Origin of the sequence: Kineococcus rubinsiae (assembly GCF_011839805.1) — a bacterium.
In the GTDB taxonomy this organism is placed as follows: Bacteria; Actinomycetota; Actinomycetes; order Actinomycetales; family Kineococcaceae; genus Kineococcus; species Kineococcus rubinsiae.
Genome location: NZ_VWPY01000079.1, coordinates 1 through 15,344, shown reverse-complemented (window position 1 = coordinate 15,344; position 15,344 = coordinate 1). Strand labels below are relative to the sequence as shown.

The 15,344-nt window shown below is 75.8% G+C and carries 12 protein-coding genes, 1 pseudogene and 1 riboswitch; of the genes and pseudogenes, 9 read left to right on the top strand and 4 right to left on the bottom strand.

Translation table 11 applies throughout. From position 1 onward, the window contains the following. Nucleotides 1-547 (bottom strand): annotated as a pseudogene (locus F1544_RS21815) (hypothetical protein); the annotation flags it as partial. Nucleotides 548-941: 394 nt separating this feature from the next. Next, nucleotides 942-1,041: riboswitch (SAM riboswitch) on the top strand. A gap of 292 nt (nucleotides 1,042-1,333) precedes the next feature. Here F1544_RS21815 and F1544_RS21810 point away from each other — a divergent pair. From F1544_RS21810 to F1544_RS21770, 9 genes are all read left to right on the top strand, one after another. After that, on the top strand, nucleotides 1,334-2,812 hold the full coding sequence (locus tag F1544_RS21810) for an LLM class flavin-dependent oxidoreductase (RefSeq protein WP_167588301.1): 1,479 nt from the start codon (nucleotides 1,334-1,336) through the stop codon (nucleotides 2,810-2,812). After that, nucleotides 2,809-4,008, top strand: coding sequence for an acyl-CoA dehydrogenase family protein (locus F1544_RS21805; protein WP_167588300.1), 1,200 nt, complete (start codon nucleotides 2,809-2,811; stop codon nucleotides 4,006-4,008). Before F1544_RS21810 ends, F1544_RS21805 begins: the two co-directional genes overlap by 4 nt. Nucleotides 4,009-4,166: 158 nt before the next feature. After that, entirely contained in the window at nucleotides 4,167-4,973 is an 807-nt protein-coding gene (locus F1544_RS21800; RefSeq protein ID WP_167588299.1) for an amino acid ABC transporter substrate-binding protein, read from the top strand. A 29-nt stretch (nucleotides 4,974-5,002) separates the two neighbouring features. Further along, nucleotides 5,003-5,671, top strand: coding sequence for an amino acid ABC transporter permease (locus tag F1544_RS21795; RefSeq protein WP_308470258.1), 669 nt, complete (start codon nucleotides 5,003-5,005; stop codon nucleotides 5,669-5,671). Nucleotides 5,672-5,703: 32 nt separating this feature from the next. Beyond that, nucleotides 5,704-6,486: an amino acid ABC transporter ATP-binding protein gene (locus F1544_RS21790; RefSeq protein WP_308470257.1), complete on the top strand. Its 783-nt coding sequence runs from the start codon at nucleotides 5,704-5,706 to the stop codon at nucleotides 6,484-6,486. A gap of 102 nt (nucleotides 6,487-6,588) precedes the next feature. Further along, complete coding sequence (locus tag F1544_RS21785; RefSeq protein ID WP_167588298.1) at nucleotides 6,589-7,521, top strand: ABC transporter permease; 933 nt, start codon at nucleotides 6,589-6,591, stop codon at nucleotides 7,519-7,521. Then, complete coding sequence (locus F1544_RS21780; protein WP_167588297.1) at nucleotides 7,521-8,516, top strand: ABC transporter permease; 996 nt, start codon at nucleotides 7,521-7,523, stop codon at nucleotides 8,514-8,516. Before F1544_RS21785 ends, F1544_RS21780 begins: the two co-directional genes overlap by 1 nt. A 53-nt stretch (nucleotides 8,517-8,569) precedes the next feature. Beyond that, nucleotides 8,570-10,291: an ABC transporter substrate-binding protein gene (locus F1544_RS21775; protein ID WP_167588296.1), complete on the top strand. Its 1,722-nt coding sequence runs from the start codon at nucleotides 8,570-8,572 to the stop codon at nucleotides 10,289-10,291. Then, a complete protein-coding gene (locus F1544_RS21770; protein WP_308470256.1) occupies nucleotides 10,288-12,051 on the top strand; it encodes a dipeptide ABC transporter ATP-binding protein in 1,764 nt (587 codons plus the stop codon). Before F1544_RS21775 ends, F1544_RS21770 begins: the two co-directional genes overlap by 4 nt. 12 nt (nucleotides 12,052-12,063) lie before the next feature. Here the strand turns inward: F1544_RS21770 and F1544_RS21765 are convergent, their stop codons facing one another. From F1544_RS21765 to F1544_RS21755, 3 genes are read right to left on the bottom strand one after another with little or no spacing between them, the layout of a single operon-like run. After that, entirely contained in the window at nucleotides 12,064-12,792 is a 729-nt protein-coding gene (locus tag F1544_RS21765) for a hypothetical protein (protein WP_167588295.1), read from the bottom strand. Continuing rightward, the gene (locus F1544_RS21760; protein WP_167588294.1) at nucleotides 12,789-14,687 is read right to left on the bottom strand and encodes a VWA domain-containing protein; all 1,899 of its coding nucleotides are present in this window, start codon (nucleotides 14,685-14,687) and stop codon (nucleotides 12,789-12,791) included. The genes F1544_RS21765 and F1544_RS21760 overlap by 4 nt, the downstream gene beginning before the upstream one ends. 1 nt (nucleotide 14,688) lies before the next feature. Then, nucleotides 14,689-15,198, bottom strand: a complete 510-nt coding sequence (locus F1544_RS21755; RefSeq protein WP_167588293.1) for a hypothetical protein — start codon at nucleotides 15,196-15,198, stop codon at nucleotides 14,689-14,691. Between the last annotated feature and the right edge of the window lie 146 nt (nucleotides 15,199-15,344).

Sequence of the window (15,344 nt, the reverse complement as noted above, 5' to 3'; positions counted from 1 at the left end):
CCTCGGGGGCCGCGGCGGGGCGGGTGGCGCGGCGGCGGCGGGCGGGACGGCGGGGCGCCGCCTCGGGCTCGGCGGCGGTCTCGACGACGGCCTCGGGCTCGGCGACGGCCTGGGGCTCGACCGCCGGCTCGGCCGCGGGCGCGAGCTCGGCGACGGGCTCCGGCGCGGCAGCAGGCTCCGCGGCGACCTCCGCCGCGGGGGCGGGGGCGGGCTCCGTGGCCTTGCGGGTGGAGCGGCGGGTGCGCCGCTTCGGCGCGGCGGGGGCCTCCTCGGCCACGGCGTCGGCGGTCGCCTCGACGCGGCCGAGCGTGGTGTCGGCCACCGGGGGCTCCACGGGCTCGACCGGCGGGGCGGGCGCGGTCTCCACGGGCGCGGGCGCCTCGACGGGAGCGGGCGCCTCGACCGGCGCGGGGTCCGGCACGGGCGCGGTCGCCGGGGCGCTGCTCTCGACCGCGGCCGGCGGACCGGCGGGGCGGCTCGCGGCGCGCCGGCGCCGGGGCGCCTTCGCCGGTGCTGCGTCGGTGTTCTCTTCGGGGGTGCTCGTCACGGGGTCTCCCGTCGCCCGCAGCGCCAGCCACACCGGACCCACTGCCGCTCGGGCGATCTCGTACCGGTCGTCGGGGCGGTCGACCCGTGCCCGACGGAAGTCCTCGTCGCGCCGCCCGGCTCGCGCACTGTCTGCGCGTCGTCCAGGACGGTGCCGCCGCCGCTCCGCACGTCCGTCCCGGGGACCGGGGCGGGCGCTGCCCCGTCCGCGGCTCCCGGGGCGCCAGCCGGGTCCTCTCGGGACCGCGGCGCTGCCCGGACGCCTCGCACGAGGGCGGCGATCGCGTCGACGGGCCGGGCGCCCGGTGTGAAGGGAACGCTCGACCTCTCGCAGTCTCTCACAGCCCCTCCGGGAGGCGGCGGAGCGCGCGCCGCCGTCCGCTACGCTCGCCGCAACACCATCCAGAGTGGCCGAGAGTCCTGGCTCGACGACGCCACAGCAACCACCCGCGGTCCCGTACGCGCGGCAGGTGCTCCCGCCAGGACCGATGGAGGCACCCGCAGTGATGACCGCGACCCGGCTCGTCCGGCGCTACCACGTCGACCTCGCCCGCACCTGCAGCGCGCTCTGTCGGCCGGTGCGCGCGCTCGGCTGAGCCGCACCCGCCTCCCCCGCGCCCCGCCCGGCGTCCCGCCGGCCCCTCCCCCGACCGGCGGCAGCCGTCGGGGGGACCCCCGTGCCGCGCCGCCGGAGCGCAAGCCCGTCGGCCGCCCCTGCCGGCAGCGGCCCTCCGCGGGCACCGTCCCGCGCCCCCTCCCCGTCCTCCCCCTCGCAGGAGACCTCCCGATGACGCAACGACCCACCCGGCGCCTGCACCTGAACGCCTTCGACATGACGTGCGTCGGCCACCAGTCCCCCGGGCTCTGGCGCCACCCCGAGGACCAGTCGGAGCGCTACGCGGACCTGCGGTACTGGACCGAGCTCGCGCAGCTGCTCGAGCGGGGCCGCTTCGACTCCCTGTTCATCGCCGACGTCCTGGGCGTCTACGACGTCTACAAGGACGGCCCGGAGACGGCGCTGCGCGAGGGCACCCAGGTGCCCGTGGGCGACCCGCTGCTCGCGGTGGCGGCCATGGGCGCGGTGACCGAGCACCTCGGGTTCGGGGTGACGGTGTCGCTGACCTACGAGAAGCCGTACGCGTTCGCGCGGCGGATGGCGACGCTGGACCACTACACGAACGGCCGCGTCGGCTGGAACGTCGTGACGTCCTACCTGGAGAGCGCGGCCCGCAACCTCGGGCTGGAGAAGCAGATCCGCCACGACCAGCGCTACGACCTGGCCGAGGAGTTCATGGAGGTCGTCTACAAGCTGTGGGAGGGCTCCTGGGAGGACGACGCCCTCGTCGCCGACCGCGAGCGCGGGGTGTTCACCGACCCCGCGAAGGTCCACCCGATCGAGCACCACGGCGAGTTCTACGACGTGCCCGGCATCTCCCTCACTGCGCCGTCGCCCCAGCGCACCCCGGTGATCTTCCAGGCCGGCGCGTCCTCGCGCGGCCTCGACTTCGCGGCCCGCCACGGCGAGGCCGTGTTCAACACCGCGACCACGCCGGCCGTCGTGCGGCCCTGGGTCGACGACCTGCGCGCCCGCACGGCCGCGGCGGGGCGCGACCCGCGCGGCATCAAGGTCCTCACCCTCATGACCGTGATCACCGCGCCCACGGACGAGGAGGCGCAGGCCAAGTACGAGGAGTACGCGAGCTACGTCTCCTACGACGGGGCGCTCGCCCTCTACGGCGGGTGGAGCGGGCTCGACCTCTCGACGTACCCGCCGGACGAGCCCCTGAAGTACGTCGAGACCGACGCCGTCCAGAGCGCCGTCGCCGCGTTCTCCAGCGCCGACCCGACCCGCGACTGGACCCCGCGCGACATCGCGACGTGGGTCGGCATCGGCGGGATGGGCGCCGTCGTCGTGGGCAGCCCGCAGACCGTCGCCGACGAGATGGAGCGCTGGGTCGCCGAGGGCGACGTCGACGGCTTCAACCTGGCCTACGCGATCACCCCCGGCACCTTCGTCGACCTCGTCGAGCTGGTCGTGCCCGAGCTGCAGCGCCGGGGCCTCGTCCCCAGCGACTACGAGGGCGAGACGCTGCGCGAGACGATCCACGGCAAGGGCCACGTGCACCTCAGCGACGACCACCCGGGGGCGGCGCACCGACTGCGCCGCACCGGCGGGACCACCGCGTCCGGCACCGCACCGTCCGGCACGGCAGCGTCGGACACCACCCCGCCGCGCGACGGCGACGACGCGAGGAGCACGCGATGACCGCCGTGGACAGCCCCCGCACCGGGGTGAGCGCCGCGGACGCGGTCGCCGCGGCGCGCGCCGTGGCCGACGAGCTCGCCGTCGACGCCCTGGAGCGCGACCGCGCGGGCGCCGAGCCGCTCGCCGAGGCCGAGCTGCTGCGGCGCTCGGGCCTGCCGTCGCTGCTGCTGCCGGCCGAGCTCGGCGGAGCCGACGCGGGCTGGGCCACCGCCCTACGGGTCGTGGCCGAGGTGGCCCGCGCCGACGGCTCGATCGCCCAGCTGCTGGCCTACCACTACGTCAACGCCCACAACCTCGTCTGGGTGGCCGACGACGCGGCCCGCCGCCGCTGGGGCACGCCCACGGTGGCGCACCAGTGGCTGTGGGGCGACGCGGTCAACCCCGTGGACCCCGACCTGCACCTGGACCGCGAGGGCGACGGCTACGTCCTGCGCGGGACGAAGAGCTTCGCGACGGGCGCCAGCACGGGCGACGTCACCGTCGTCGGGGCCGTGGCGTCCGACACGGGGAAGAACCTCCTCGTGGTCGTCCCGCGGGAGGCGCCCGGCTTCGTCAAGGGCGGCGACTGGGACAACCTCGGGCAGCGGCTCTCGGCCAGCGGCAGCGTCCGCTTCGACGACGTCGCGGTGGCCGACGAGCAGGTCCTCGGCAGCACCAGCGGCGAGGACGCCACGCCCTTCGGCTCGCTCGTGACGCCCGCCATCCAGGCCGCCTTCGGGCACTTCTACCTGGGCGTGACGCGCGGGGCGCTGGAGACGGCCGCGGAGTACACGCGCACGACATCGCGCCCGTGGCTGCTCTCCGACGCGCCCTCGGCCACCGAGGACCCCTACGTCCTCGCCACCTACGGCCGCCTCGTGGCGCGGCTGCGGGCGGCCGAGGCGCTGGGCGCGAGCGCCGCGGCGCACCTGCAGGCGGCCTCGGCGCGCGGGGCGGACCTGACGTGGCACGAGCGCGGGGAGCTCGCCGAGGAGATCGCGGCCCTGAAGGTCGTCTCCTCGGACCTGGCCGTCGAGGCGACGTCGGCGATCTACGAGGTCACGGGCGCGCGGGCGACCGGCAACCGGTACGGCTTCGACCGCTTCTGGCGCAACGTGCGCACCCACACGCTCCACGACCCGGTGCAGCACAAGGCGCGCGAGGTGGGCGACCACTTCCTCACCGGGGCCCACCCGCAGTTCACGCTCTACACGTGAGGACCGCGCCGCGCGGGGCAGGACGAGGGGCAGGACCCTCCCGCGCAGGCGCACGCCCGGTACACCGACCCGGTGCCCGGGAACATCCCGTCCCGTCCCGTCGCTGCACCACCGGGCGCCCACCGCGGGCGCCTCTTCCACAGGAGGACACCCCACTCATGCGTCGCAGGACCCTCGGCACCCTCAGCGCCCTCGCCCTCACCGGCCTCCTGGCCGCCTGCGGCGGTGGTGACACCGGCACCGCGAGCTCGTCCGGGTCCGCCGGTTCCTCGCAGGAGGCGCTGACCTTCGGCACCGAGGGCACCTACTCGCCCTTCAGCTTCCACGACACGAAGACCGACGCGCTGACCGGCTACGACATCGAGGTCGCCCAGGCCGTCGGCAAGCAGCTGGGCCGCGAGGTGACGTTCTCCGAGAACAACTTCGACTCCCTGTTCGCGGGCATGGAGGCGAAGCGCTACGACGGGATCGCCAACCAGATCTCGATCACCCCCGAGCGGCAGGCCAAGTACGTGTTCTCCACCCCGTACACCGTCTCGACCGGTGTCGTCGTGACCCGTGCCGACGACACCTCGGTGACGTCGCTGGCGGACGTGAAGGGCAAGACGTCGGCGCAGTCGCTGAGCAGCAACTGGGCCCAGACCGCCACCGACGCCGGGGCGAAGGTCGAGGGCGTCGAGGGGCTCGCGCAGGCCGTGACGCTGCTCAAGCAGGGTCGGGTCGACGTGACGATCAACGACAACCTCGCGATCCTCGACTACCTCAAGACCACGGGCGACAAGAGCATCAAGATCGCCGCCGAGACCACGGACAGCACCCAGCAGGGCTTCGTGTTCCGCAAGGGCGAGGAGGACACCGCTGAGCAGGTGAGCGGCGCCCTCGCCACGCTGAAGACCGACGGGACGCTGGCGACGATCTCGCAGAAGTGGTTCGGCCAGGACGTCTCCGGGCCGGCGGCCGGCTGAGCCGGTAGCGGCGGCCGGGAGGGGCGGACGTGGAGGAGAGCACGTGGGACCTGGTCCGGCGTTCCCTGCTGCCGCTGGCGCAGGGGATGCTCGAGGGCACCATCCCGCTGACCGCGCTGAGCTTCGTGTTCGGGCTCGCGCTCGCCCTCGTCGTCGCCCTCATGCGGTTGTCGGGCGTCGCCCCCCTCGTGGGGGTGGCGCGGTTCTTCGTCTCGGTCATCCGGGGGACGCCGCTGCTGGTGCAGCTGTTCCTCATCTACTACGGCCTGCCCTCGGCGGGCTTCCCGCTCGACCCGTTCCCCAGCGCGGTCATCGCCTTCAGCCTCAACGTCGGCGGGTACGCCTCGGAGGTCATCCGCGCGGCCATCCTCGCGGTGCCCAAGGGGCAGACCGAGGCGGCGATGACCATCGGCATGGGCCGGGCGACGACGCTGCGGCGCATCGTCCTGCCCCAGGCGGCGCGGGTGGCGGTGCCGCCGCTGTCGAACACCCTCATCTCGCTGGTCAAGGACACCTCGCTCGCCTCGGCCGTCCAGGTGACCGAGGTCCTGCGCGCGGCGTCGATCATCGCGGGCCCGACGTACGAGTTCTTCCTGCTCTACGGGCTCGCGGCGGTCTACTACTGGGTCCTCTGCCTCGTCCTGTCCTTCGCGCAGACCCGCGCGGAGGCCCGGCTCGACCGGTTCGTGGCCAAGTGAACGGGGACGGGCGAGTGGACGGGAACGGGCGAGTGGACGGGAACACCGCGGAGGCACCGCTGCTGGAGGTCCGGGGGCTGCAGAAGTCGTTCGGGGACAACCACGTCCTGCGCGGCATCGACCTCGAGGCGCCCGCCGGGTCGGTGACCGTCCTCATCGGGCCGTCCGGCTCGGGCAAGACGACGGTCCTGCGCTCGCTCAACGCCCTCGAGGTGCCGGACGCGGGAACCGTGCGCGTCGGCGACGTCGCGGTGGAGTTCGGTCCCGCGCTGTCGGGCCGCGCGCTGGCCCGCGCGGGGGCCCGGCTGCGGGCCCAGAGCGGCATGGTCTTCCAGTCCCACAACCTCTTCCCGCACCTGACCGTGCTGGAGAACGTGACGGAGGGCCCGGTCGTCGTCCAGCGCCGGCCCCGCGAGCAGGCCCGCACCGACGGGCTCGCCCTGCTCGAGCGGGTGGGGCTGCGGGAGAAGGCCGACCAGCACCCGTTCCAGCTCTCCGGCGGCCAGCAGCAGCGCGTGGGGATCGCGCGAGCCCTGGCGGTGCGCCCGCAGATCGTCCTCTTCGACGAACCCACCTCCGCGCTGGACCCCGAACTCGTCGGCGAGGTCCTGGCCGTGATGAAGGACCTGGCCGCCGAGGGCTGGACGATGGCGGTGGTGACCCACGAGATGCGCTTCGCCCGGCAGGTCGCCGACCAGGTGCTGTTCCTCGACGGCGGCGTCATCGTCGAGCGGGGGACGCCGTCCGCGGTGCTGGAGGACCCCCGCGAGGAGCGGACGCGACGGTTCCTGCAACGCCTCATCGACCCCCTCTGACACCGGAATCGACGCGGTGCACGTAGCGGTTGCCCTCGTGGGTAGGTATATCCACGTCCAGCGCCCGCTGCGACGTCCCGACGAGCCGACGACAGGTGACGTGTGACCCCGGCTGCTCCACCCCCACCCCGCACCTCCTTCGGCAGCGCCCTGGTCCGGGCGGTGCGCGACGACCGCGCGGCCACGATCGGGGCGCTCGTCATCGCGGCCCTGCTGCTGCTGGCGCTGCTGGCACCGGTCATCACCCGGATCACCGGTCAGGACCCGTACACCTACGACGCGTCGGCGCTGGACCCCGGCTCGGGGCTGCCGCAGGGCGCCCTGGGCGGGATCAGCGGGACGCACTGGCTGGGGGTCGAGCCGCTCACGGGCCGCGACCTCTTCGCGATCGTGGCGCACGGGGCCCGGACGTCGTTCCTCATCGGCGTCCTGGCCACGGCCGTCTCGGTCGTCCTGGGCGTCGCGCTCGGCGCGAGCGCCGGCTACCTCGGCGGCTGGTGGGACCGGGTCGTCGGCTGGGTCGGTGACGTGATCTTCGGCTTCCCCTACCTGGTGTTCATGGTCGCGCTGGGCGCCGTCGCGCCGCCGAGCATCCCCCGCCAGGTGCTGCTCATCGTCGTCATCGGCTTCTTCGGCTGGCCGCGGGTCGCGCGCGTCGTGCGCTCGGCGACGCTGGGGCTCGCCCGCCGCGACTTCGTCCGGGCCGCGCAGGCCATGGGCTCGCCGCCGTGGCGCACCATCACGCGGCGGCTGCTGCCGAACCTATGGGGTCCCGTCGTGGTGATCGCCACCCTGTCGATCCCCGAGCGGATCGGGCTGGAGGCGGCCCTGTCGTTCCTGGGCGTCGGCGTCCGGCCCCCGACCCCGAGCTGGGGGCGCTCGATCTCCGACGCGATCGGGTGGGTGCAGACCGACCCGATGTTCCTCGTCGTGCCGGGCGTCGCCCTGTTCCTCGCCACCATGGCGTTCAACCTCCTGGGCGACGGGCTGCGCGACGCGCTCGACCCCCGCACCGCACGGCAGGGGGCGCGCTGATGGCCACCCTGCGCTACGCGGGGACCCGGGTGCTGTCCGGCCTGGGCGTCCTGCTCGTCGTCGCCTTCGTGACGTTCGCGGTGTTCTACCTGCTGCCCACCGACCCCGCCCAGCTGTCCTGCGGCCGCCCCTGCACGCCCGAGAACCTCGCCCTGGCGCGCGGGTTCATGGGTTTCGACGAGCCCTGGTGGCAGCAGTTCGGCGAGTTCCTCGGCGGCATCCTCACGGGCCGTACGTTCGGCTCGGGCGCGACGGCCATCGACTGCAGCGCACCGTGCTTCGGCTACTCCTTCCAGCAGAGCGCGACGGTCGTCTCCCTGATCGGCGACCGCCTGCCCGTCACGGTCTCCCTGGCCGTCGGCGCGGCCGTGCTGTGGCTCGTCGTCGGGGTCGCCCTCGGCGTCGTGTCCGCGCTGCGCCGCGGCTCGGTCGTGGACCACCTCGCGTCGGGCGTCTCGGTGATCGGCGTCTCCGCCCCCGTCTACCTCGTCGGGCTGCTGGGGATCCTCCTGCTGGGCTTCACCCTCGATGTCGTGCCCGTGAGCGGGTACGTGCCCCTCGCGCAGTCCCCCGTGGACTGGGCCTGGCACCTCGTCCTGCCCTGGATCGTGCTCGCGTTCCTCAACGGCGCCGTGTACGTGCGCCTCACCCGCGGGCAGATGCTGGAGGTCCTCAACGAGGACTACATCCGCACGGCCCGCGCCAAGGGCCTGCCCGAGCGCACCGTCATCGGCAAGCACGCGCTGCGCAACGTGACGCTGCCGCTCGTGACGCTGTTCGGCCTCGACCTCGGCGGTCTGCTCGGCGGCGCGGTCATCACCGAGAAGGTCTTCGGAATGCCCGGCGTCGGCAGCTTGCTGCTGGAGGCGGTGGGACAGCTCGACCTGCCCCTGCTCCTGAGCACCACCCTCTTCGCGGCGGTCCTCATCGTCGTCGCGAACGTGCTCGTGGACCTCGTCTACGGGCTGCTCGACCCGCGGGCCCGGCTCACGTGAGCGCGCCCGCCTCCCCGCGAAACCATTCCCGCCACCGCACGGAAGGCTCTCCCATGACGCACCCCGAGACCACCGGTCCCCTCCTCGGCCGCCGCAGCGTCCTGCTCGGCTCGGTCCTGGCCGGGCTCGGTGCGAGCTCCTTCCTGGCGGCCTGCGGCGCCAACGAGCAGAGCTCCTCCGGTGGCGCGACGTCGTCCTCGACGCAGACCGGCGGCACGCTGACGATCCTCGTCGAGCAGACGACGACGAACTTCGACCCGGCCAAGAGCCAGAGCCTGGCGATCACCTCCCTCGGCCTCGTGCACCGCCGCCTGACGAGCTGGAAGGTCACCTCGGGCGAGCCGGCCGAGCTGGTCGCCGACCTCGCGACCGACACCGGGACCCCGAGCGACGGCGGCCGCACCTGGACGTTCACGCTCAAGGACGGGCTCACGTTCTCCGACGGCACCCCGATCCGCGCCGCGGACGTGAAGTGGGGCCTGGAGCGGTCCTTCACCCCGGCGTTCAGCGGTGGCCTGACCTACCACAAGGACCTGCTCGCGGGGGCGGCCGGCTACGGCGGCCCCTTCGAGGGCGGCGCCCTGGACTCCATCGCGACGCCGGACGACAGGACCATCGTGTTCACCCTGGCCCGCCCCTACGGCGACTGGGGCTGGGTCGCCAGCACACCCGCCTTCTCCCCCGTGCCCGAGGGCAAGGGCGCCGAGGCCGACTACGGCCAGCACCCCGTCGCGTCCGGCCCCTACGCCGTGAAGACGTACCAGCAGGGCGTCCGCATCGAGCTGGCCCGCAACACGCACTGGACGAAGGACTCCGACGACGTCCGCGCGGCCCTGCCCGACACGGTCCTCATCTCGATGGGCCAGGCCGCCGACGTCGTCTCCCAGCGCCTGGCCGCGGACTCCTCCGCGGACCAGACCGCCTTCGGCGCCTCGTTCGTCTCCCCCGCCCAGCTCGTGCAGGTCAGCCAGAACCCCAGCGCGAAGGACCGCCTCGTCACGTCCTCCTCGGGGGCGCTGGCGTTCCTCTCGCTGAACACCACGCGCGGCGTCCTCGGCGACGTCAAGGTGCGGCAGGCGTTCCAGTACGCCGTCGACAAGTCCGCGTTCCAGATCGCCACGGCCGGTACGGCCGAGCTGGCCGGGAAGATCGCCACGACGCTGATCACCGACGGCATCGCGGGCCGGGAGGACTTCGACCTCTACACCGCACCGCCCGAGGGCGACCCGGCCAAGGCGAAGGAGCTGCTCGCCGCGGCGGGGCACCCGCAGGGCCTCACCGGCCTGAAGCTGCTCGTCAGCCAGGACGGCAACGGCCCGGCCCAGGCGCAGGCGCTGCAGGCGTCGCTGGCGAAGGCCGGCATCGCGGTGGACCTCCTCGTCCAGGACTCCGACGCCTACTACGCGGCGATCAACGCCGTGAACCCCGAGGAGTACGACCTGGCGCTCGCCTCGTGGCAGCCCGACTTCCCGAGCGCGAACGCGAACCTGCAGCCGCTGTTCGCGACGTCGGCCATCGGCAACGGCGGCTACAACTCGGCGCGCTACTCCAACCCCGCGGTGGACGCCGCGATCGAGGCCGCGCAGGCCACGGTCGACGCCGACGAGGCCGGCAAGGCGTGGGCGGCCATCGACCGGCAGGTCATGACGGACTCCCCCGTCGTGCCGCTGATCTACACGCGCAACTCCTTCCTGCGCGGGTCGAAGGTCACGAACTTCTTCATCGGGGCGTTCCCGGCCTACCCGAACTACCTGGCCGTCGGGGTCACCGCGTGAGCCCGCGACCGGCAGCGGAGGCGGAGCCGGCGGGTGGGGCCCTGCTGTCGGTCGAGCACGTCGACGTCGTGTTCGGCACGGGCGGGCGGGCCACCCACGCCGTGCGCGACGTCAGCTGGTCCGTCGGGGCCGGCGAGGTCGTCGCGGTCGTCGGGGAGTCCGGCTCCGGCAAGACCGTGACGGCCATGTCCCTGCTGGGGCTGCTGCCGTCCACGGCGCACGTCGGCGGGCGGGCCCTGCTGCGCGGGCGGGACCTGTTCGCCCTGGACCCCGAGGAGCTGCGGCGCGTGCGCGGCGGTGAGGTCGCCATGGTGTTCCAGGAACCCATGAGCGCGCTGAACCCGGTGCTGAGCATCGGCGACCAGCTCACCGAGGCCGTGCGGGTCCACTCCGGCGCCTCCCGGGCCGCGGCGCGGGAGCGCGCCGTGGAGCTGCTGACGCTCGTGCGCCTGCCGGACCCGGCGGGCCGGATGCGCGCCTACCCGCACGAGATGTCGGGCGGGCAGCTGCAGCGCGTGGTCATCGCCATGGCCGTCGCGAACGACCCGGCGCTGCTGGTCGCCGACGAGCCGACGACCGCGCTCGACGTGACCGTGCAGGCCGAGGTGCTGCAGCTGCTGCGCGACCTCACGGCCCGCACGGGCACGTCGGTGCTGCTCATCACCCACGACATGGGCGTGGTGGCGGACCTCGCCGACCGCGTCGTCGTCATGCGCGCGGGCCGCGTCGTCGAGCAGGGCCCCGTGCGCCGGGTCCTGCGCGCACCGCAGGAGGAGTACACGCGCGAGCTGCTCGCGGCGGTCCTGGACCTGCCCGCCGCGGCGGCGGGGGCGGCGGCCGGTGCACCGGAGGAGGGCGTGCTGCGGCGCGGCGCGCACGTGGCCGTGACCTCCGACCCCGCGACGCGCTCGGTCCCCGAAGCGGGCGCCGTCCAGGACGAGCCCGTCCTGGCCGTCCGCGGCCTGGAGGTCGTCTTCGGCGGCCGGTTCGGCTCGGCCGGCGTGCGCGCCGTCGACGGGATCGACCTGCACGTCGCCCGCGGCGAGGTCCTGGGCCTGGTCGGGGAGTCCGGGTCGGGCAAGAGCACCGTCGCGGGCTGCGTGAGCGGGCTCGTGCGCCGCACGGGCGGCACCCTCTCCGTCGCCGGGGTGGACCCGGAGTCGCTGCGCGGCAGGCCGTTGCGCCGGCTGCGCTCCCGCGTGGGCGTGGTGTTCCAGGACCCGCTGTCCTCGCTGGACCCCCGGGCCAGCGCCGCGGACTCGATCGCCGAGCCGCTGCTGCTGCACTCCGACCTGCGCGGCGCGGCGCTGACCGCGCGCGTGCAGGAGCTGCTCGAGTCCGTCGCCCTGCCCGTCGCCCTCGGGCAGCGGTTCCCCCACGAGCTCTCCGGTGGCCAGCGCCAGCGCGTCAGCATCGCGCGGGCCATCGCGCTGGAGCCGGAGCTGCTGCTGGCCGACGAGCCGACGAGCGCCCTCGACGTGTCGGTGCAGGCCCGGGTCCTGGACCTGCTGGCCGGGCTGCGCGCGGAGCTGGGCTTCGCGTGCCTGTTCATCAGCCACGACCTGGCCGTCGTCGGCCGGGTGGCCGACCGGGTCGCCGTCCTGCACCGCGGGCGCCTGGTCGAGCAGGGCCCGACGGCCGACGTGCTGAGCTCCCCCCTGCACCCCTACACGCAGCGGCTGGTGGCCGCGGCCCCCGTGGCCGACCCCGACGCGCAGCGCGAGCGCCGGCTCGCCTGGCAGGGCCTCGCGCGCGCTTGAGCCCGCCCGCGCTCACCAGGGCGTGGTGGTGGTCGGCCCCCGCGGGTCGGTGACCCGGCCGTCCTCGGCGGCCTGACCGCTGCGGGCCTGCGCCGCCTGCGCCGCCTCCTCGCGCAGGTCGTCGAGCTGCGCCTGCGTCGGCGGCGGGGCCGCCCCCGGGGGCGGTGCGGGCGCGGCGGTCGCCGTCGTCGCGGGCAGGACGGGCAGCGACGCGAGGGCCAGGGCCTCCCGGGCCTCCTGCGCAGCCGTCGCCAGCGCGCGCCGGTCTTCCGCGTCGCACCGCTCGCCGTCACCCGCCCCGACGAGGTCCACGACGCGGCGGAAGCCCGCCGCGGCGGCCGGGGCGCGCCCGGCCGCCGCGTCGACGCTCGCCTGCCGCGCGATCGTCCGCACGAGGTTGACCCGCACCAGGCACGCGCTGCCGTCATCGGGGGCCAGGTCCAGCGCCCGCGCGAACTCGCGGCCGGCACCCGCCCGGTCCCGCCCGGCGGCCGCCGCGTCGCCGCGGGCGAGGTGCGCCTTCCACGGCTCGACGACGTTGAGCACCCCGAGCGGGTCGAGGAACCGGGCGGCCGCCGGCGCGTCGCCCGCCGCCAGCGCCGCGCTGCCCCGGTCGGTGAGCAGGCCGACGCTGAGCAGCTTCCCGGCGAGCAGCACCAGCACGAGGACGGGGAGCAGGACCAGCGCCAGCGCGCGCCGGCGGTGCTGCGGCCCCAGCCGGGGCACCGCGACCCGCCTCACCGGGCGCCCTCCGCGGGGACCCGCGGGCGGCGCCGCGGCAGCACGGCGGTGAGCAGGGCCGCGAGCTCGCCGACCACCGCGAGCAGCAGCACCAGGGCCAGCCAGCCGCTCAGGGGGCGGCGCACCGCCGCCTCGCCCGCCGCGGGACGCAGCTCGCCGGGGCGGGCGTCCACGAGCGCGGGGTCGATCGGCTCCCCCGCGGCGCGCGCCACGAACGGCACCCCCAGCTCCCCCGCCACGGCCCGCAGCTCGTCGGGGTCGGCGTGCGAGACGGCCTCGGTGGGCGTGCCCCCGCGGGTGTCCAGGACGTAGGGGCCGCCGTCCCCGCCGTAGAGGAGGGCCGCCGGGGCGTCGCGCATGCGCCCGCCGGCCGTGGTCCCGTAGCCCAGCACCGCACCACCCGAGACGTCCGCGGACCTGAAGGCGCTCGCCGCGGTGTCGCTGGTGCGCTCGCCGTCGCCCAGGACGAACACCAGCTGCGCGCGGCCCGGGGACCGCTCGGCGCCCTCGGCCAGCAGCCGGTGCAGCAGCGGCCCGGCCGCCCGCGGGTCGCTGCCGGCCGTAGAGTCCAGGGCGCTGGGCAGCAGCGCCTGCACGGACGTGACGGCCGCCGTCGCGTCGGTGGTCAGGGGCATGGTCTGCACCGCGGTGCTCCCCGAGGCGATGGTCGAGAACCGCGCGCCCGCGAACCGCGCGACGAGGGCCGCGACGTCCGCGCGGGCCCCCTCGATGCGCGGGCGCCCCGCACCGTGGTCCTCGGCGGCCATGCTGACGGTGTCGTCCACGACGAGGTAGACGTCGACGTCGCGCGTGAGCAGCGGCGCCGCGTCGCCCGGCAGGCCCGGCCGCAACCCGATGGCCAGCAGCAGGACGAGGGCGCCACCGCGGCGCACCAGGACCCACCGCGCGGCCGGGCCGCGGTCAGGCAGGGCGAGGAGCAGCGCCAGCACGAAGGCGACGGTGGCCACGAGCGCGGCCGGTCGCGGGTCGTCGCTGCGCACGAGCTGTGGCGAGCCCGTGAACCGCGCCGCCTCCTGCCGGTCCACGGCCGCGACGACGGCCGCGACGCTGCCGGGCCCGCCGACGCCCGCGTAGCTGCCGCCCGAGCGCTCGGCGATCGCCCGCAGCTCCGCCGAGGCCGCGTCGCGGGCCGTCCCCGTGGGGTCGGCGGGGTTCAGCGCGTGGATGCGGATGCCCCGCGCGGCCGCGAGCGCCCCGGCCTCGGTGGTGCCGACCAGCGGGGAGCCCGAGACCACGGCGTCCGTGGCCAGCAGCAGCGAGCGCGGGCGGGGCGTGTCGAGGCGGTCGAAGGAGGTCACGCAGGTCGCGATCCCGTCGCCGATCACCGAGGTCCCGTCGCCGCCCGTGGTGCCGGCCCAGGCGGCGGAACCTGTGGTGCGCTCGTCGTAGGCGGCGCGCACCCGCCGCAGCTGCTCCTCGACGTAGGCGTGGTCGTCGGTCAGCGGGAAGACCTGCACGGGCCGGCTGGCGAAGAGGACGAGCCCGATGCGCTCGCGTGGCGAGAGCCGGACGACGTCGAGGAACGTGTCCAGCAGGGCCGCGTCGGCCGGCCCCATGGAGCTGGAGACGTCCAGGCACAGCACGACGTCGCGGCTGCGGGAGTCGGGTTCGACGCGCTGCACGGACACGGGCCGCGCGGCGAGCACGGACGCGGCGCCCGCGGTGACCAGCAGCGCGACCGCGAGGGCGGCCAGCCGGGCCCGGCGCCGGCGGGCGCGGCGGCGGAAGGCGGGCAGCGCGCTCAGCCGGTCGGTGTGGGCGAGCAGCAGCTCGCCGGGCGCGGGGCGGCGGCGGGCGCGCCGGACGAGCACGGCCAGCAGGAGCAGCGCCCCGGCGGCGCACAGCGCCGGCACCGCCGGCCAGGTCAGCTCCACGTCACGTCCACGCGTCCACGGCCGCGCGGGCCGCCGCCAGCAGGGCCGTCGCGTCCAGCGCCGTCCCCCGGGCCGCCGCCCCGCCCGCGAAGGCCGGCGGGTAGCAGGCGGCCACGACGGCCGCGACGGGTCCCGCGAGCTGCGGGACCGGGGACGTCCTCAGGTCCGCCAGCGCCAGGGCGCTCGCGGGGACGCCGCTCGCGGTGGCGGCGGCCTCGCGGACGGTCGCCGACACCGCGAGCGCGAGGCCCCGGTCGTCGAGGTCGCCGCTCGCGTACCGCCGCCCGGCTTCGTCCAGGTCGTGGTGCGCGCGCCGCCGCTGCGCCGCGGGCAGGACCGTCGCCTCGGGCGCGTCGGACTCCGTCCCCACCGGCCCGGGTGCGGCCGGTGTGCGGGTGGCGCGCAGCACACCGAGGACGGCACCGGCCGCGAGCAGCAGGAGGAGCACGGCGAGGACCGTCCAGTGCCCGGCGTAGGCCACCGGGGGGTGGAGGCCGTCAGCGGCGGGCACGGCGGTGCGCCTCCAGCAGGGCGTGCACGGCCCGGACCGCGTCGCCCTCCCCCTCGACGCGCCCCGCCGTGACGGCGAGGCGGCGCAGCACGCCGGCGTTGGCCGCCCGGCGCGCGGACTCCGCGCGCGCGTGCTCGGCCCGGACC

What these genes read in the sequence shown, in the direction of transcription:
- F1544_RS21810 (WP_167588301.1), top strand. Translation starts at nt 1,334, where the DNA reads ATGACGCAACGACCCACCCGGCGCCTGCACCTGAACGCCTTCGACATG.
- F1544_RS21775 (WP_167588296.1), top strand. Translation starts at nt 8,570, where the DNA reads ATGACGCACCCCGAGACCACCGGTCCCCTCCTCGGCCGCCGCAGCGTC.
- F1544_RS21780 (WP_167588297.1), top strand. Translation starts at nt 7,521, where the DNA reads ATGGCCACCCTGCGCTACGCGGGGACCCGGGTGCTGTCCGGCCTGGGC.
- F1544_RS21800 (WP_167588299.1), top strand. Translation starts at nt 4,167, where the DNA reads ATGCGTCGCAGGACCCTCGGCACCCTCAGCGCCCTCGCCCTCACCGGC.
- F1544_RS21805 (WP_167588300.1), top strand. Translation starts at nt 2,809, where the DNA reads ATGACCGCCGTGGACAGCCCCCGCACCGGGGTGAGCGCCGCGGACGCG.